Raw genomic sequence first — 17,712 nt, forward strand, 5'->3', positions numbered from 1 at the left:
TTTTATTTCTTAATTTTAAACTTTTTTCTTACTGACGATCTGACTTAATACAATCAGTATCAATGAGAAAATAATCATTAAGGTTGCAAGAGCGTTTACTTCTGGGGTTACCCCTGTTTTCACTAATGAGAAGATTTTAAGTGGTAAAACTTCATAGCTCACGCCTGTTACAAACGATGAGATAACCACATCATCAAGAGAAATTGTAAAGCTTAATAACCACCCTGACACTACCGCTGGTAGAATCAATGGGAAGATGATTTTACGTAAAATCGTAAATTCACTCGCACCCAAATCTCTCGCCGCATCAAGCATTTTTCCGTCAAAATCACTCAATCTTGATGAAACGGTTACTACCACATAAGGTAGACAGAATGTGATGTGTGCAAAGAGTAGTGACCAAAATCCTAACGCCATTCCCACAAACATAAAGAGTGCAAGGAATGAAACTGCCATAACGATATCTGGCGACATCATTACGATAAATAGCATTCCGCCCACGAACTGTTTGCCTCTGAAACGGTAGCGATATAACGCAATCGCGGTTAAGCCACCGATGATTGTTGCGACCGTTGCCGCAAAAAAGGCAATAGTTACTGAGTGAAATGCAGATTGCATTAAGGTATCATTACTAAATAAACGTTCATACCATTTTAAGTCAAAGCCTTTCCAGTGCAGACCGTAGCGATCCGCATTGAATGAATTTACAACTAAAATGATAATCGGAATATATAAAAACGCATACACGCTGAGACTAAAAAGGCTTTTTAATACTTTTTTCATTAGCTTAACTCCACCTTTTTATTTAATAATTTATTTGCACGGTAGTAAATATAAATCATCACCGCCATTAGCAAGGTTAATGCAACGCTGATTGCTGAACCAAACGGCCAGTTTCGCGTTACTAAGAATTCACTCTTAATCACGTTACCCACAAGCAAGACTTTTGCCCCACCTAATAGGTCAGCCACGTAGAACATTCCCATTGCTGGTAGTAATACTAATAAACAGCCTGCCACAATACCTGGCATTGTTAACGGTAAAATCACACGTAAAAAACGTTGTACACCGTTAGCACCTAAATCTTTTGCCGCTTCTAATAGGCGATTATCTAATTTCTCAATCGAAGAATAGAGGGGTAAGATCATAAATGGGAGCAAAATATACACCAAGCCAATGATAACTGCCACTTCGGTATTCAGAATACGAATTGGGCTATCGATGACACCGATGGAAAGCAATGCTGTATTTAAAATACCTTTTACGCCTAAAAAGATTTTCATACCATAAATACGGATAAGTGAGTTTGTCCAGAAAGGTAAAATCACTAAAAAAAGTAAAAATGGACGATATTTTTTAGGGCATTTTGCAATTAAAAATGCAAAAGGATAGCCCACTAATAAACATAATATTGTGGCGATCCCTGACATATATAGCGAGTTCCACAATACTTTTGAGTATAGTGGATCGATTAAACGCTTGTAGCTGTCTAATGAGAATGTAAATTCAACAAGATTACTGCTATCTTTGGTCATTACACTGGTGACAAAAACCAGTAAGTTTGGCACTAATACAAAAAAGACCAACCAGACAAAAATAACAGCGATTGTTGCTTTTTGAAATTTATTACTGGTTAGTTTCATCGTTAAGTACAACCTCCCAACCTTCATACCAAGTTAATGCCACTTTTTGACCGATAGAGTGATCGATATTTGGATCGTCTTCATTAAAGAATTCGCTTACCAAAACTTTCATTCCGTTACGATCAAGCATTACGTTTGTTTCTAGGGTCATCCCTTTATAGGTACGGTTTGTTACGTGTCCGATAACCGCTTTTGCACTTTCATTTTCATCAAGCTCTTCAATCACGATATCTTCTGGACGTAATAAAACGTTGAGTTTTTGCCCTTCAACAACAGGAAGTTTGGTGTGAATATCACAAATTCGTCCTTCCACGTTTGCTTTTACTGTTTTTGGATCAGTTCGCTCAATAACGGTTGCGTTGAATACGTTAATTTCACCGATAAAGCGTGCAATAAACAAGGTTTTTGGCTCTTCATAAATTTCACGAGGTGTACCGTCTTGCTCGATGTTTCCTTCATTCATTACGATGATACGATCTGACATTGTTAATGCTTCTTCTTGATCGTGAGTCACGAAAATAAAGGTAATCCCAAGCTGACGTTGTAATTCTTTTAATTCATTTTGCATCTCTTTACGCAATTTATAATCTAATGCAGAAAGAGATTCATCAAGTAATAACACTTTTGGTTTATTCACCACAGCACGTGCAATAGCAATACGCTGTTGTTGTCCACCTGAAAGTTCACTTGGTTTACGGTTCGCCATTTGATCTAAACGAACCATTTTTAACGCTTCCATTACACGAGGTTTAATTTCTGCATTTGGTACTTTTTGCATTTTTAAGCCAAAAGCCACATTCTCAAAAATTGTCATATGAGGGAAAAGAGCATAACTTTGAAACACCGTGTTCACGTGCCTATGTTCTGCTGGAATATTAGTAATATCCTCGCCATCAAGCTTAATCGTTCCACCATTTGGATCTTCTAAACCGGCAATTAAACGTAAAACCGTCGTTTTACCACAACCAGAAGGCCCTAGGATGGTTAAAAACTCACCATTGTTAATGGTAAGATCGAAGTTTTCTATGATAGTTTTATCGCCGTAACTTTTGGTTAATGAGCGTAATTCAATGATGGGTTTTTGATTTGACTTTTCCATCTACTGTTGTTTCCCCCTTAATGATTGAGAGTGTGTGAACAATTACAAACGCAAATAAAAAGCGTCTGTGTGGTTAAAATAAAAGCGGTTAATGATATAGGTAAAGCGGTCAGATTTAAAGAAAAATTTGCAAATTTTTATAAAAATATGACCGCTTCATCTCATTTCTAAAATACCAAATGGCAGGCACCTTGATGCCTTTTCCTATTTTATTTTTATAATAAAATAGAATTATTTATTTTTTTCAACTAATTCAACGAATTGGTTGATGTAACCTTGTAAGAAGTCACGTGTTTTATCGTTATTGATATTGCCCGCTTCATCTAATAAAGTTGGCGAATTTCCTAAAAAGATTTCAGGTTGTCCTGTTAATGGCATATCAAAGTATGACAGTGCTAAACGAAGGTTTTTCTGTGCTGAATAACCGCCCATTTTACCCACTGAATGGCTGATGATACCTGCTGGTTTATTTTTCCACGCAACGTCAGCATTTGGTTTTGAACCAATATCCACCGCATTTTTTAAACACGCAGGGATAGTACGGTTGTTTTCAGGTGTAACGAATAATACACCATCAGAAGATTTAATGGTTTCTCTGAATGCGGTGTAGCTTTCTGGTAATGGGAAATCTGTTTCATTTGCATCATCGTAATCAAAGTTATAAAGCGGTAAATCGCCGATTTCATAGATAGCAACGTCATAGTTTTCAGGAAACATTTTCATTACATTTAATGCCATTTTTCTTGCCACTGAGGCTTTACGTAAACTGCCTACTAATACAGTAATTTTAGTCATAATAGATACTCCTATTGATAAATGTGAGGTGTTAATCGTTGATTAACGCGGATTTGTTTCCTAATAATACACTAACCACAAAAATTTTTCACAATTTTCATATAATCACGAATAAAATTTAACATTAAACAACAGGTCGTTGACGATAAAATAATAAACCTGGTAAGGCTAATCCAAATACTAATGCACCAAGTAAAAAGCCCGTTTGAATAAAATTATCAATCATTTGGGTAAATAATTCCTGAGAGCTGCCATAATGATGAATTTGTACCACAGCAATCATTGCACGATAGGCCGGCACACCTGGAATCATCGGGATAATTGCAGCAACGGTAAAAACTTTTGGATGGGCGAGATAATGTTTTGCTAGGTGTACGCCGATAAAACCAATCAAAGCTGCGGCAAAAAATGTGGCAAAAACAAGCGGAATTTCACAATGGATTAAAAAGGTTCTAAAAGCGTGTCCGATTGCCCCAAGCACCGCACAATATTTTAGGGCATTTTCAGGCACATTAAAAATAAGGGCAAACCCCACCGCAGGAATGGCAGCAAAAAACATATCATCAATTAAATTTAGTAGCAGTTCCATATTAGTTTCCTCCCCAGCTATGAATTTGTAGCAAACTTAGGGCGAACACAATGCCAATGCACGCCCCAAAAGTCAGCACTGTAGCTAATGTCCAGCGTCCTATCCCCATATTGATATAGCCTTTTAAAATATCTGCGAGGGCGTTGATCAGGGGAAATCCTGGCACGAGTAGCAATACACTTGACGCGAGGGCGATTTCAGGGCTATTACCAATTTGATATTTTAATGCCAAACCTGAAATAATGGAGCCAACAAAGGCGGTGATTGCAAACACGATAATATGGTTATAATGATATTTCACCAGTTCTTGACGAATAAACATTGCGATAGAGGATGCTATAAAGGTAATCCCAAAAATCGCCCAGTCGCCCCCTGCTAAATGGGAGAAACAGGCACAGGATAAGCCCACCATAAGAATCACCAAATAACGATTATATTTTTTGGGTTTGACGCGTTCTAAATTTTGGCGTACTTGGTGGATATCAAAAATTTTATGTTCTGCGGTGATCACAATATGTGACACTTCGGTCACAACGTGCATATTGATCCCTTTATCCAAGTTGCGGCGTACGGTAGTGATGCAGTTATCTTTGTACAAAGTGGTAAGCATTACGCCGTTCGTCGTTAAAACGCATTCCACGCTATCAACGCCTAACGCCAATCCGAGCCTTGTCGCCATTTGCACCACTAAGGTACTTTCTGCACCGTGTTGTAATAACAAGAGTGCGGTTTTGATTGATAAACGAGTGATTTCTCGTTGCCGTTGGATTTCTCCCTCTGAGAGTGTATTTGTCATAAATTTCCTCATAAAATTAAACTGAGGGAAATTTTAATCTCAATAGATTTTTATACAATAAAAAAGCAGTCAAATTTTGTAAAAACTCAACAAAATTTGACCGCTAACAAAAATGTTATAACATTATTCTTTCTGTTGTTTTTCTTCTTCTAACAACTCTTCTAATTCATTTTGCTGACGGATTTCTTCATACTCCGCCTCTTGAGCGTGAACCGAGCCGTCAGGTGCTTCAGAGGTCTCCCCTTCTTCCCAAGGCGATATATCCGGTACTTCTTCAATATGAATCGTACTTAATGAATAATCAGGTTGGTAATATAAATCATATTTTGCTGCTTTAATGGTGGAAAGCATAATCAATGACATAATGATTAACAAAGGTGCTCCCGCAAAAATAGAGGCGGTTTGTAATGTGCTTAAATCACCGATTAGCATTAAGGTTGCAGGCATAAAGCAAAGCGTGAACGCCCAGAATAAACGATTCCAACGCACGGGTTCATCATCAACTTCGTGCTGTACCACAGATGCTAAGATATAAGAAATACTGTCAAAAGTGGTTGCGGTAAAGATGGTCGCTAGAATTGTAAACACCGCAATCACGACTTTATCCATTGGTAGCGTGTGTAAAATCGCAAAAATCGTTTCCGTAGCACCTTGATTATTTAGAATACTGATGACATCTAATTCACCGGATAAGTGCATATATAAACCGTAGTTACCTAATACAATAAAGAAGACCGAGCAACCGAGTGAGCCGAAGAAGATTGACCCTACCGCCATTTGGCGAATCGTACGTCCTTTTGAGATTTTAGCGATAAATAAGCCAATCGTTGGGGCGAACACTAACCACCACGCCCAGTAGAACACTGTCCAGTCGCCTGGGAAGTTGGTATCTTTAAAGCCTAAGTTTGTAAATTCCCCAAAGGCTTCTGTCCACGTCATCATTGAAATGATATTGGTTAATGAACGACCTAAGCCTTCTAAACCCGTATCAAACATAAAGACCGTTGGACCAAAGCAGAACACAAATACCAAGAATGCAATGGCTAAATAGAAATTGATATTTGAGAGGAATTGAATCCCTCCTTTTAAGCCTTGATAAGCACTATAAGCGAAGATTAAGGTTGTCACCAATAATACCACCAGCTGCATTATCGTATCATTTGGGGTGTTGAAAAGTTCGTGTAAGCCTTGTGTAATCATTGGTGAAGCGAGCCCCAACGAGGTTGCACCACCGCCAATCATACCAAAAATAAAGAAGATATCGACTAAGCGTCCCCAGTTACTTTTTGCAAATTTTTCACCTAATAATGGCATTAAACTTTGGCTGACTTTTAAAATGGGTGAGTTACGCACATGGGCAAAATAAGCAATGGAAATTGCAGGCACTAAATAAATCGCCCAAGCAACAGGCCCCCAGTGAAACAGCCCATAGGTACTTGCCCACTTAATCGCCTCAGGCGTTGTGGCTTCAATACCAAATGGTGGTCCTTGATAATAATATGCCCATTCTAGGATACCCCAATAAAGGATACCCGCCCCAATTCCGCCACAAAACATCATCGCAGCCCAAGAAGCGGTTTTAAATTCGATTTCGTCTTCAGGTTTACCAAGTTTGATATTACCAATATCAGAGAAAGCAATATAGATCACGAAAATGACCGCAAGCACACCAAACATTAAATAAGCCCCGCCGAGCTTATCTGTAACAAAGCCTTTAATTTCAGCGACCCAGTAAGCCCCTTGCTCAGGAAAGAAAATGAGAGGAAGCGTAACTGAAAATAAGATGGCTAAGACGCCAAAGAAAGTGAATTTATCAATTCGAGTATCGAGATGTTCTGCTTTAGGTTTGAAATTATCGTCCATTCCAAAGCTACCTAAATGGCTTTGTTTACGATGAGAGTGTTTATTATTTGCGTCACTCATAATATTCTCCTTAATTTAAGGGAAAAAGAAATACATACAAATCATCTATTTTAAATAACGAGTTTTAAAGTAACCAATTATTTGAAATAAATATTTTTATGTGCGAAGAGATCTAATAAAGTAACATATTATCCAACTTCATTCAAATTGTGATTTTTTAAAGCAGTTCGATGAAGTTAAAAGAAGATTGGCGAAGTTTTGTTTTTTATATAAAAAAGCCTCAGTATCACCAAGGCTTAATTTTACTCTTAATTAGTCTAAAATACACGCAATGTTTTCGAGGGGACGCCCTAATTTTGTGCCTTGTTGCGTTTTCACAATGGGACGATTGATAAGAATTGGATTTTCCACCATTGCTTGAATAAGTTGTGATTCTGTTAACTCAGAATTTGTGAGATTTAACGCTTTATAAGGATCTTCATTAGTACGCAATAATTCACGAGCAGACATATCCATTTCAGTTAAAAGCTGTTTTAACATTTCAGCCGTTGGTGGTGTTTCCAAGTATAAAACGACTTCTGTTTCATAGCCTTTTTCTTCTAACATTGCCAATGCACCACGAGATTTACTGCATTTTGGATTGTGATAAATGGTTGCTTTTTTCATTGTATTTTCTCTTCGGGTTGATAAAAAATCGTAAAAAGTTAATAAAATTTAACCGCTTGTGACAGATAATAAAGCTTGATTCACGCACACTTTCACACTTTCCGGCTCTTGGTGAACTTTAACTTGCTCAAATAAGAGTTTGGCTTGATCGTATTCTTTCATCAATGATTTTAGCCATTGTTTTGTGCGGGAAGTATGATAAAAGCCTGAATCAAAGGGATTTTCCATATTAAGATATTGCTCTAATAATCGCAATACATCGTGCCACGCTAATTTCTCCTCATCATATTTAATGACTTTACTCAAATTAGGGATATTTAATGCACCACGCCCCACCATTAAACGATCGCAAGCGGTGATATTTTTACAACTTTTTGCAGATTGATAATCGATAATTTCCCCATTCGCAATAACAGGAATGGTTAAACGTTGTTGAATATCACCAATGGCTTGCCAGTTAATTTTATCTGCTTTATAGCCGTCTTTTTTCGTCCGTCCGTGAATAGCAATTTCATTTGCACCGCCTTGTTGCACCGCGTCTGCAATGTCAAAAGATTGTGAATAATCATCCCAACCTAAACGAACTTTTACTGAAACAATCTGATCTTGAGGTACGGCTTCTCGGATTGCTTTGGTTGCTCGATAAATCAGTTCAGGATCTTTTAATAATGATGCACCACCCATACTCCCATTGACGGTTTTTGATGGGCAACCGCAGTTTAAATCTATTCCAGATGAGCCTAACTCAATGGTACGTTGGGCATTTTCAGCTAACCATTGTGGATGTTGTCCGAGTAGCTGTACTCGCACAGGCGTACCAGAAAGGGTTTTTCCGTTGTGGTGTAATTCAGGGCAAAGGCGATGATAAACTTTAGCCGGTAATAGGCTATCCACTACTCGCACAAATTCCGAGACGCAAAGATCGTATTCGTTGATCGACGTCAGTAATTGACGTAACAGGGGATCTAACACGCCTTGCATTGGTGCAAGGATTATTTGTAAATTTTTCACAAAATATGACCGCTAAATATAGATAAAATAAAAAAGAGGGTGATTTTAGCAAAAACAAATTATCAAGGATAATGATTTTCTGTTCTTTTTTGTTGTACTTTAAACATTTTTATATAGAATATTTGTTATCCAATTATTGTTAATAAAAAATTATGTCATCTAAATTATCAAAAATTATTACTTATCTGAATCAACGTATCTTTTATATTTGGTTATTATTATTTGCTTTTTTCTCCACGCTCATTTCTCCTGAAAATAGCCTTCCTTATGCTATTTTTAGTACTTTTATTTTATATCATTTAATTTATACAATGAGTGAGAAATTATTCACAGCGGTTATATTATTTTTGACGATTACACTTTGTCTTTATTATCCGATATACGCTTATTATGGTGAATTAAATTCGGGAATTGTGGCTGCATTTTTTGAAACGAATGTCAGCGAGTCCTTTGATTTCCTGCAAAAAATCTCAATAGATGATTTGATTATTCCTTTCTTGTTTGTTTTTTCTTGTATTATTTTAATGCGATTGAAGAAATTTCATCAAAAATCACCAATCAATAAACAGCAAAAAATATTAAATATTGTGCTTTCGGGGGTCTTTATTTTTTCATTAGTTTATATTCCAACTAAATATTATTTAGAAGGAGCAAAAGATGAAGAAGACGAACGAAAATGGACGTTAGCAAATAGCCCTGTGAATGTGGTTTCTTTTTATGCAAATATTCATGATAGCATTAGAGAGTATTTTGATGAAAAACAAGAACTTGAAAGTATGCTGACGAAACCAAATCCTTGGCAAGTGGAATCAGTATCCCCTAAATATCAAAATTATGTGTTAATTATCGGAGAAAGTGCGAGAAGAGATTATTTTTCTGCTTTTGGTTTCCATTTGCCTACAACACCTTTCTTAGATACATCAAAAGGTTATTTTAATGCAGGTTATGTTTCATCCGCACCTGCGACCTATCATTCTTTATTGAAATCACTTTACTTTAAGAAAGGAAAAACCTTGAATTATGCCTATAACATTGTTTCCTTAGCAAAAGCAGCGAATATAGAAACGAGTTGGTTATCTAATCAAGGCAGTATTGGACGTTATGACACAATGGCAAGTCGAGTAGGGGTGAGTGCTGATTTCTCTTATTTCACTAAGAAAGGGGGCTTTAATACTAAATCAGTTGATGATATGCAATTATTAGATGAGCTAGCATTAAAGTTAAATACGCCACCAAAATCTGGGACGAAATCACGTTTATTTGTTTTACATGTTATGGGTTCACACCGAAACTTTTGCGATCGTGTAACGGAAGAGGAGAGAAAGCTGACCTTTATCAATAAAGAGATTTCGTGTTATGTGAATTCAATTTTAAAAACTGATACGCTTATCCGTAAAACGGTTGATCTTTTAAAAGAAAAAAATCAGAGTTATTCGGTTATTTATTTTTCAGATCACGGTTTAAATCATATCAATAAAGATAAAAAAGAGAGTATCCATTTAGATTATGATTCAAAATTTGAGTCTAACTATGAAGTACCTTTTGTAAAAATTTCTAGTGATGATACCAAAAGAATTTTTGTGAATACAAAGCGAAGTGCGTTCAATTTTATTTATGGTTTCAGTGAATGGTTAGGAGTGAAAACCAAAGAGCTAGATCCAAATTATCATTTCTTTTCTGATAAAGAAGATGAGAAGATTAAAATTTTTAATTTCCATAAAACCATTGATTTTAATACATTGGAAAAAGATAAGGTTTCGAGCTTATTAGATAAAAAAGAGTAAGCAATGGCTTAGCTCTTTTTTATCCTATTTTTTTATTCAGAATGAGAAGAGGATTTTTTTAAATCAGGACGTGCAAATAGAAATATGATTAACGCAGTGATTGCACCTAGTGTATCCGCAAGCATATCTTTTTGTGCGTCCCAGATATCGCCTTGAGAACCTAAAAACTCAACACCGGCATTCCCTCCTTCAATGACGGCATATTGCCATTCAATGATTTCATAAGTTGCTGCAAGCGACATAATAAAGAAAAGTCCCAAGCAAAGTGCGGTACCTAAGGTTGCTTTTTTCTTACGCAATATAAATTCAGCAACAGGAAAACTGTAAAAGCCAATGACGTAATGAGCAACACGATCAAAATGATTTCGCCCTTCCCCTAAGAAAGGTTCAATGTACTGATTTACCCAATCAAAAGGCACATTGGCAAAAGTATATTTTGCACCGATTAAATGTAAAATCATCCAAAGAGACATTAGAATATAGGCTAACCCACTAAATTGGAATCGTGGATAAGTAACAATAAACAGTGCAAAAACCATAAAAATAGGGAGGGTTTCAGCATACCATACTGCACGATCGATAGGTGAGAAACCAGACCAAATTGCGACTATGATAATCATAATCGCAAGAATAAAAGGAATTCGGTGTGATGCTAGTTGCATTATTTCCAACCTTTTGATTTACAAATTAAATCATAAGCGGCTTGAATTTGTTGAGCTTTTTCTTTGGCAACTTCCATCATTTCAGGAGGAAGACCTTTAGCAACTAATTTGTCAGGGTGATGTTCATTCATCAATTTACGATAAGTACGTTTAATGGTCGTTTTATCGTCCGTTTCTGAAACCCCTAAAATAGTGTAGGCATCTTTTAAGCTAGTTTGATTAGATTGCTGATAGCCATAGTTATTGTTTGATTGATGCTGATAACTTTCTTGATAAAAGCCGTCAAAATTTCCTGAGCGGAAACGTTGAGACGCTGCGACCATCGCTAACATTTGCTGGAATTGGAATTGTGATAAACCCAAAATTTCAGCGATAGTATATAAAATCTTTTCTTCTTCAGGATCTAATTGCCCATCTTGTAGTGCGGCTTGCATTTGCACTTCCACAAAGAAGCGTAATAAATCACTACGTTTACCACAGCCATCACGAAATTCTTGCAATACTTGGCGAAGTGGAAAATCACTTTCTTTACCACGAATAAAGGCTCTTTTGGCTAATTCTTTATTATTTTCATCAAGTTGTAAGCGTTGCATTAACTGCTTTGCAAGATGAATGTCATCTTGAGTCACGCGTCCTTTGGATTTTGCGATGTGTCCTAAAACAGCAAAAGTCGTTTGCATAAAGAGTGATTGGCGAGAAATTTTACCTGTAAAAAAGGTAGAATTGATTGTTTGATTTTCGTAGATTTTTTTAATTAAAAAATGAGTTGCGATACAACCTAATATCCCACCAAAAATCCCACCTAGAAATTTATACCCAATAAAAAAACCGAGAAATTTTCCCCAGAACTGCATTTGTTATTTCCTATATTTAGCTAAAACGGTCTGTATTTTAACGTAAATTATACAAAAAAGGGAAGAATGATAATTCAAAATGACTAATTGTGTTTGATATTTAAAATTTTCTTGCTTTATTGAAGCGTATTTAATTTTTGTATAAAAAATAGTTTTAGGGTATTTCATTTTAAAAAAAAATTCGCTATCCTGTAAGCTTTTACTTTTATACAAAGTTTACAAACACAACATTTCATTATTTTAATTTTACAGGAGAATGAAAAATTTATGAGTAATTCGTTATCATCAAAACTACTCAATGGTAATCTCGTATTACGTATTGCTATTGGTTTAGTACTCGGCATCTTACTTGCCTTTTTTAACCCTGAATATGCCAAAGATGTGGGTGTATTAGGGCAATTCTTTGTTCGTTCATTACGAGCAATTGCACCCATTCTTGTTTTTATTTTAGTCCTTTCAGCGATTGCGAATAAAGAAGTGGGCTCAAATAGTGCATTAAAACCCGTTGTTGTACTTTATTTACTGGGTACTTTCTTAGCGGCATTAACGGCGGTTATTTTAAGTTTCTTATTCCCAACACAATTGGAATTAGTGGCAAGTCCTGGAAATATCGCACCGCCACAAGGCATCGGTGAAATTTTGAAAACCTTAGTTTTTAATGTGGTTGATAATCCATTCAATGCGTTAACGAGTGCTAACTTTATTGGTATTTTAGCTTGGGCTATTGGTTTAGGGATTCCATTACGCCACGCAGCACAAAGTACTAAAACATTCCTTTTAGATCTTTCAGAAGCGGTTTCTTTTGTGGTAAAAGTGGTTATTTCTCTTGCACCAATCGGTATCTTCGGTTTAGTGGCTGACACTATTGCAACGAATGGTCCTGATGCGTTCTTAGGCTATATTCACTTATTAGCTGTGTTATTAAGTGCAATGGCTGTGGTTGCCTTCGTATTAAATCCTGCATTAGTGTATTGGAAAATCCGTCGTAATCCATATCCATTAGTTTTCACTTGCTTACGTGAAAGTGGAATCACTGCTTTCTTTACACGTAGTTCTGCGGCAAATATTCCTGTAAATATGGGATTAGCGGAGCGTTTAGGTGTTCGAGAAAGTATTTATTCTGTGTCTATCCCACTGGGAGCAACCATCAATATGGCAGGGGCAGCAATTACAGTTACTGTTTTAACATTAGCAGCCGCTTATACTCAAGGTTTAAACCCTGATTTCAGCACAGCATTATTATTAAGCCTTGTAGCAGCGATTTGTGCCTGTGGTGCATCGGGTGTCGCAGGTGGTTCATTATTACTGATCCCATTAGCCTGTAGTTTATTTGATATTCCAGCGGATATCTCAGCACAAGTGATCGGTGTTGGCTTTATTATTGGGGTTATCCAAGATTCAGCAGAAACAGCATTAAACTCATCAACAGACGTTTTATTTACGACAGCGGTAAGTATTGCAGAAGATAATAAAGAGCAAGCTGACTATGTTGTAGAGCCAAGCGCATAATTATAGTTAGGTAAACCTAATAAAAATCCTTGTTTAGTTATATAAACAAGGATTTTTTTATATCTACTCAAAAAACAAGCGGTTATTTTTTTATTACTTTTTGCAATTCTTTACCGAATTTTTCTCGCCAGCCTTTTAATAACTCAGGCAATTTATCTGGATTTTGCCCTTTTATTTCCCAGCTGAATAATTGATTTAATTGACGCTTACTGGCAAGTAATCCTTGATCTAAATTCTCAGGACAAATCTGTTTTACCTTTTGTTGTAAAGCTTTTAATGTTTGTTTGTAACCTTGCTCATCAACTAAACGGGTAATTTTAGGGGGATAGTTCTCTGGCAACACTTCTTTACCTTGCTCAACCAATTTTAAGATCTTTTTACCGTGAATGCGTACTTCATTTGGATGCATAAATTCCAATAACTGTGATGTATGTTTTGGTTGTAACTCTGCAATTTGAGATAAATTCTCTGCTTTAATCACAAAGTTTAAAGCAAGATCACGTTTTTTCGCCTCTTCATATCGCCACTTTGCTAAAATTTGTAAAATGGCAAGTTGTGGTGGTGTAAGTTGCCACGCATTGGTCATATTCTTGTATAGTTTATTCGGATCAAGCTGTTGTTCTTTTTTGTTAATTTCAGTTTGGCATTCTTGCACAATCGCTTCTTGCCATTCACTCTTATCAAACTCAGCACGCAATCTCTGATAAACAGGGAATAAATAAAACACATCTGCTACTGCGTATTGTAGTTGAACATCACTGAGTGGTCGTTTTAACCAATCAGTACGAGACGCACCTTTATCCAATTCAATATCAAGATAATGTTGTACTAATTTTGCAAAGCCTGTTGAATTTCCTAATCCTAAAAATGCTGCCATAATTTGAGTGTCTAACATTGGCTGAGGCATTTGTTTAAAATAATGTTGGAAGACATCTAAATCTTCACTGCACGCGTGCAACACTTTTAATATATTCGGATTGGCTAGCAATTCGATAAAAGGAGAGAAATCATCAATGGTGGTTGGGTCAATTAAATAAACAGTTTTATGATCGAAAAGCTGAATTAAACCTAATTTAGGATAAAAAGTACGAGTTCGTACAAATTCTGTGTCAAGCATAATAGTTGTTTGTAAACTTGCTTGCTCGCAGGCATCTTTCAGGGCTAAATTGCTGTCAATCCATTGATAATCTATTGTTTTTTTCATTATGTATATTCATTTTTAGTAAAATTACTATGAATTTTAAAGGTTATCAGGGGGATTGCAACCTTAATTAAATTTTTAATGTATAAGAATGAAGGTTTATAATCTAAATAATAACTATTCTTTTTATTGATTGAGGGAATGTAATTGTTATAAAATAATCACTTAATTTATATTTTTATAAGGAAATTTTATGAAATTTTACTTCAATCAAAAATATTGTTTTAGTAAGCAAGCAAAATCTAATTTTTTAACCCCAACCTGTAAAACTCTTTTTTCTCTTTCCTTTATTTCTCTTTTTGTTTCTAATGTTATTGCCGATGAATTAGGCGATATCAATGTTGTTGCAATGCCTGACGATGTGCCTATTTCTGAACGTAAAGTGGGTGAAAGTAAAATTTCAGCGAAGCAAATTGACCGCCAACAAGTATCAGATAACCGTGATTTAGTGCGTTATGAAACAGGGGTTACTGTTGTAGAAAAAGGGCGTTTTGGTTCAAGTGGTTATGCGGTGCGTGGTGTTGATGAAAACCGTGTCGGAATTATGATTGATGGTCTTAAGCAATCAGAAACACTGAGTTCACAAGGTTTTAAAGAGTTATTTGAAGGCTATGGAAATTTTAATAATACACGTAATGGTGTTGAAGTTGAAACGGTTAAAATAGCGACAATTAGCAAAGGGGCTGATTCTGTAAAATCTGGTTCTGGGGCGTTGGGTGGTTCTGTTGCCTTTGAAACCAAAGATGCTAGAGATTATTTAATTGATAAATCTATTTATTTTAAAGCAAAAGGTGGTTATCAAAGTTTAGATCGTCAAAAATTACAATCTTATACTTTTGCAGGAAAAGCAAAATGGTTCGATATTTTACTTATCAATACCTCGCGAGATGGGCATGAACGTAAAAACTATGATTATGATATTTATAGTAAAAATGAAGACTTTTTAAAAGTAGGGAAAGAGCGAGAAAAAGTTGATCCTTATACAATTGAACGTAACAGCACCTTAGTTAAATTAGGTTTTCAGCCTAATGAAAATCATCGTTTTAGTTTGAGTTATGATGATTCAAATGTTGATATACAAGGGCGTGATCTTTCTTATCTCTTTTCGCCAGTATCACAACGATTTGCGGGTGGTAAAGAAACTATAAATGATGGGCAACGTAGTGTTAAAAATACCTCTGAGCGTAAAACTCTCGGTTTTAGTTATGAAACTTTTACTCAAACACCTTTTTGGGATCACGCCAAAATTAGTTATTCTTCACAAAAAATAACTAATAATGCTCAATCTGATGAATATTGTCGTACCGATAATTGTAGTAATGTGCGTAATCCAGCCAATTTAGAGCTAGTGAAAGAAGATGGCATATATAAAGAAACTGCTAATGGAAAACCACTAGTTTATAAAGAGGGCGATGATTTTTCTGGTTTCAAATTTATCACAGATGATGGAAAAGTTATCAATGATGGTATTAAACATATGGAAACGGAAAAATTAGCCTTAAACTGTGAGCAAGGTTGCCCTGAAAAAATTGAAGTTTTTGTGATGAAAAATAAAGCAGGGGAAACGGTTAATCGTTTTGAAGAACGAAAAGTTGAGGTTAAAACCAGTAAATCAGGGAAAAAATATGGTGTGATTGAAAGACCACAGGGAACAAAGAAAGTACCTGCGAGTTGGTACCCTGATTGTACAGAGGATTGGTGTATGGAAATCCCAACTGAGAAAAGTTACGTTATTATGCCAAAATCTTATGGACGAAGTTTAGGTTTGTATACAACCCGTGACTTAAACACCAATGTGAAACAGTTAAACCTTGATTTTGATAAATATGTTTCTCTTTATAATATGGATCACAATATTAAATACGGTGGTTTGTATAGCGAGACTCAAAAATCAATGGTAAATACGGATAAGCAATCTTTATACAATAAAAAATGGTGGAATAAAGATTTTTACTGTCTTAAAAACAACGATATTGATTTAGATGACACTGCATCAGATTGTTCTGGTAGTGCTTTAGTTAATTTAGAATCTGAACAAAGTAGTTTCCTAATTCCTGTAAAAGCCAAAAATACCGCTGTTTATTTGGGGGATAATATTCAACTAAATGATAAAGTTGGGTTAGATTTGAATTATCGCTTTGATAAAGTGAATTATTTACCAAGTTATAACGCAAGCGTTCCTGTTCCAGCTGGGTTAATTCGTGGTATTTTTACGCCTTTACCTTGTGATATTACAAAATCTAAATGGTTTGGTGGTTGCTCAGATGAAATGAAAGAAGCGAACTTGCAACAAAATTTAGACGAGTTATTAAAACCGAGATCATATAAACATCATTCTTGGAATATAGGGTTAAATCTTGATCCACGAGATTGGCTACGAGTACAATTTAAGTATGCGAATGCATTTAGAGCACCGACATCTGATGAAGTGTATATGACCTTCAAACACCCAAGTTTTACCATTGCACCAAATGTGAATTTAAAACCTGAAATCGCTAAAACGCAGGAAGTCGCTTTTACTTTCTATCGTGATCACAGTTTTATTACACTAAGTGCGTTTAAAACAAATTATGATGATTTTATTGATTTAGTCTTTGATAAAGAAAAACCTGTTGAAGAAGGAAGTGTTATTACTTATCCGTTCTATCAAAATAAAAACCGTGATAGTGCTAAAGTAACAGGATTTGAAGTGAAATCTCAGGTTTTCTTGGGTGATTTTTACCCTACATTGGACGGTTTTAGACTAGGTTATAAATTTAGTCATCAAAAAGGTCGTGTAGATAAAAATATTCCAATGAATGCAATTCAGCCAACGACATCGGTTTATTCTGTTGGATATTCAACCAAAGATGATAAATATGGTGCGGATCTTTTCATTAAAGATGTTCAAGCTAAAAAAGCCAAAGACACTTATAATATGTATTGGGAAGGACAAGCAAAACGTGGCGATTTAGTGAAAGGGCAACCTGTAACGAATAGCGAAATGGCATGGCGTTCCGAACATTATACAATCCTTGACTTAATCGGTTATGCAAAACCAGTGAAACATCTTACATTAAGTTTAGGAATTTATAACTTAACAGATAAAAAATATATGTCTTGGGATTCTGCTCGCTCAATTCGAGTGCTAGGCACAATTAACAAGATAAACCAAGAAACAGGGGCTGGAATTAAGCGTTTTTATGAAGCAGGACGAAATTATAAATTTAATGTGTCTTGGGAGTTCTAAACAATAAATCC

The 17,712-nt window shown here is 35.7% G+C and carries 15 protein-coding genes; 3 read left to right on the plus strand and 12 right to left on the minus strand.

What is annotated here, in order from left to right; translation table 11 throughout:
- Positions 1-15: 15 nt before the first annotated feature.
- The 9 genes from potC to dusC all read right to left on the minus strand — a co-directional run bounded on the left by potC (position 16) and on the right by dusC (position 8,447).
- Positions 16-783, minus strand: coding sequence for a spermidine/putrescine ABC transporter permease PotC (potC, locus tag DYE60_RS00045; RefSeq protein ID WP_115314499.1), 768 nt, complete (start codon positions 781-783; stop codon positions 16-18).
- Positions 783-1,643: a spermidine/putrescine ABC transporter permease PotB gene (potB, locus tag DYE60_RS00050; RefSeq protein ID WP_115314501.1), complete on the minus strand. Its 861-nt coding sequence runs from the start codon at positions 1,641-1,643 to the stop codon at positions 783-785. The genes potC and potB overlap by 1 nt, the downstream gene beginning before the upstream one ends.
- Positions 1,627-2,742 (minus strand): spermidine/putrescine ABC transporter ATP-binding protein PotA, encoded by a 1,116-nt coding sequence (gene potA, locus DYE60_RS00055; protein ID WP_115314503.1) that lies wholly within the window; start codon positions 2,740-2,742, stop codon positions 1,627-1,629. The genes potB and potA overlap by 17 nt, the downstream gene beginning before the upstream one ends.
- Before the next feature lie 231 nt (positions 2,743-2,973).
- Positions 2,974-3,537, minus strand: coding sequence for an NADPH-dependent FMN reductase (locus DYE60_RS00060; protein WP_115314505.1), 564 nt, complete (start codon positions 3,535-3,537; stop codon positions 2,974-2,976).
- Positions 3,538-3,661: 124 nt separating this feature from the next.
- The gene (locus DYE60_RS00065; RefSeq protein ID WP_115314507.1) at positions 3,662-4,126 is read right to left on the minus strand and encodes a threonine/serine exporter family protein; all 465 of its coding nucleotides are present in this window, start codon (positions 4,124-4,126) and stop codon (positions 3,662-3,664) included.
- Between the two features lies 1 nt (position 4,127).
- Positions 4,128-4,922, minus strand: coding sequence for a threonine/serine exporter family protein (locus tag DYE60_RS00070; RefSeq protein WP_115314509.1), 795 nt, complete (start codon positions 4,920-4,922; stop codon positions 4,128-4,130).
- A 123-nt stretch (positions 4,923-5,045) separates the two neighbouring features.
- Positions 5,046-6,845: a BCCT family transporter gene (locus DYE60_RS00075; RefSeq protein ID WP_218563605.1), complete on the minus strand. Its 1,800-nt coding sequence runs from the start codon at positions 6,843-6,845 to the stop codon at positions 5,046-5,048.
- Between the two features lie 252 nt (positions 6,846-7,097).
- On the minus strand, positions 7,098-7,451 hold the full coding sequence (gene arsC, locus DYE60_RS00080) for an arsenate reductase (glutaredoxin) (protein ID WP_115314511.1): 354 nt from the start codon (positions 7,449-7,451) through the stop codon (positions 7,098-7,100).
- Positions 7,452-7,499: 48 nt separating this feature from the next.
- The gene (dusC, locus tag DYE60_RS00085) at positions 7,500-8,447 is read right to left on the minus strand and encodes a tRNA dihydrouridine(16) synthase DusC (protein ID WP_115316394.1); all 948 of its coding nucleotides are present in this window, start codon (positions 8,445-8,447) and stop codon (positions 7,500-7,502) included.
- A gap of 167 nt (positions 8,448-8,614) precedes the next feature.
- On the opposite strand from dusC, the gene DYE60_RS00090 reads away from it, so the two are divergent.
- On the plus strand, positions 8,615-10,246 hold the full coding sequence (locus tag DYE60_RS00090; RefSeq protein WP_115314513.1) for a phosphoethanolamine transferase family protein: 1,632 nt from the start codon (positions 8,615-8,617) through the stop codon (positions 10,244-10,246).
- Positions 10,247-10,278: 32 nt separating this feature from the next.
- Here the strand turns inward: DYE60_RS00090 and DYE60_RS00095 are convergent, their stop codons facing one another.
- Together DYE60_RS00095 and djlA are read right to left on the minus strand one after the other, a co-directional pair.
- Positions 10,279-10,908 (minus strand): DUF2238 domain-containing protein, encoded by a 630-nt coding sequence (locus DYE60_RS00095; RefSeq protein ID WP_115314515.1) that lies wholly within the window; start codon positions 10,906-10,908, stop codon positions 10,279-10,281.
- Positions 10,908-11,762 carry a co-chaperone DjlA gene (gene djlA, locus DYE60_RS00100; protein ID WP_115314517.1) on the minus strand — a complete coding sequence of 285 codons (855 nt, stop codon included), beginning with the start codon at positions 11,760-11,762 and terminating at the stop codon, positions 10,908-10,910. Before djlA ends, DYE60_RS00095 begins: the two co-directional genes overlap by 1 nt.
- Positions 11,763-12,029: 267 nt before the next feature.
- Here djlA and sstT point away from each other — a divergent pair, with 267 nt between their 5' ends.
- The gene (sstT, locus tag DYE60_RS00105) at positions 12,030-13,271 is read left to right on the plus strand and encodes a serine/threonine transporter SstT (protein WP_115314519.1); all 1,242 of its coding nucleotides are present in this window, start codon (positions 12,030-12,032) and stop codon (positions 13,269-13,271) included.
- Between the two features lie 82 nt (positions 13,272-13,353).
- On the opposite strand, the gene rnd is transcribed toward sstT, so the two are convergent.
- Complete coding sequence (gene rnd, locus DYE60_RS00110) at positions 13,354-14,475, minus strand: ribonuclease D (protein WP_115314521.1); 1,122 nt, start codon at positions 14,473-14,475, stop codon at positions 13,354-13,356.
- A 190-nt stretch (positions 14,476-14,665) separates the two neighbouring features.
- On the opposite strand from rnd, the gene DYE60_RS00115 reads away from it, so the two are divergent.
- Positions 14,666-17,701, plus strand: coding sequence for a TonB-dependent hemoglobin/transferrin/lactoferrin family receptor (locus DYE60_RS00115; RefSeq protein ID WP_115314523.1), 3,036 nt, complete (start codon positions 14,666-14,668; stop codon positions 17,699-17,701).
- Positions 17,702-17,712 lie beyond the last annotated feature (11 nt).

This window comes from Phocoenobacter uteri, from assembly GCF_900454895.1.
In the GTDB taxonomy this organism is placed as follows: Bacteria; Pseudomonadota; Gammaproteobacteria; order Enterobacterales; family Pasteurellaceae; genus Phocoenobacter; species Phocoenobacter uteri.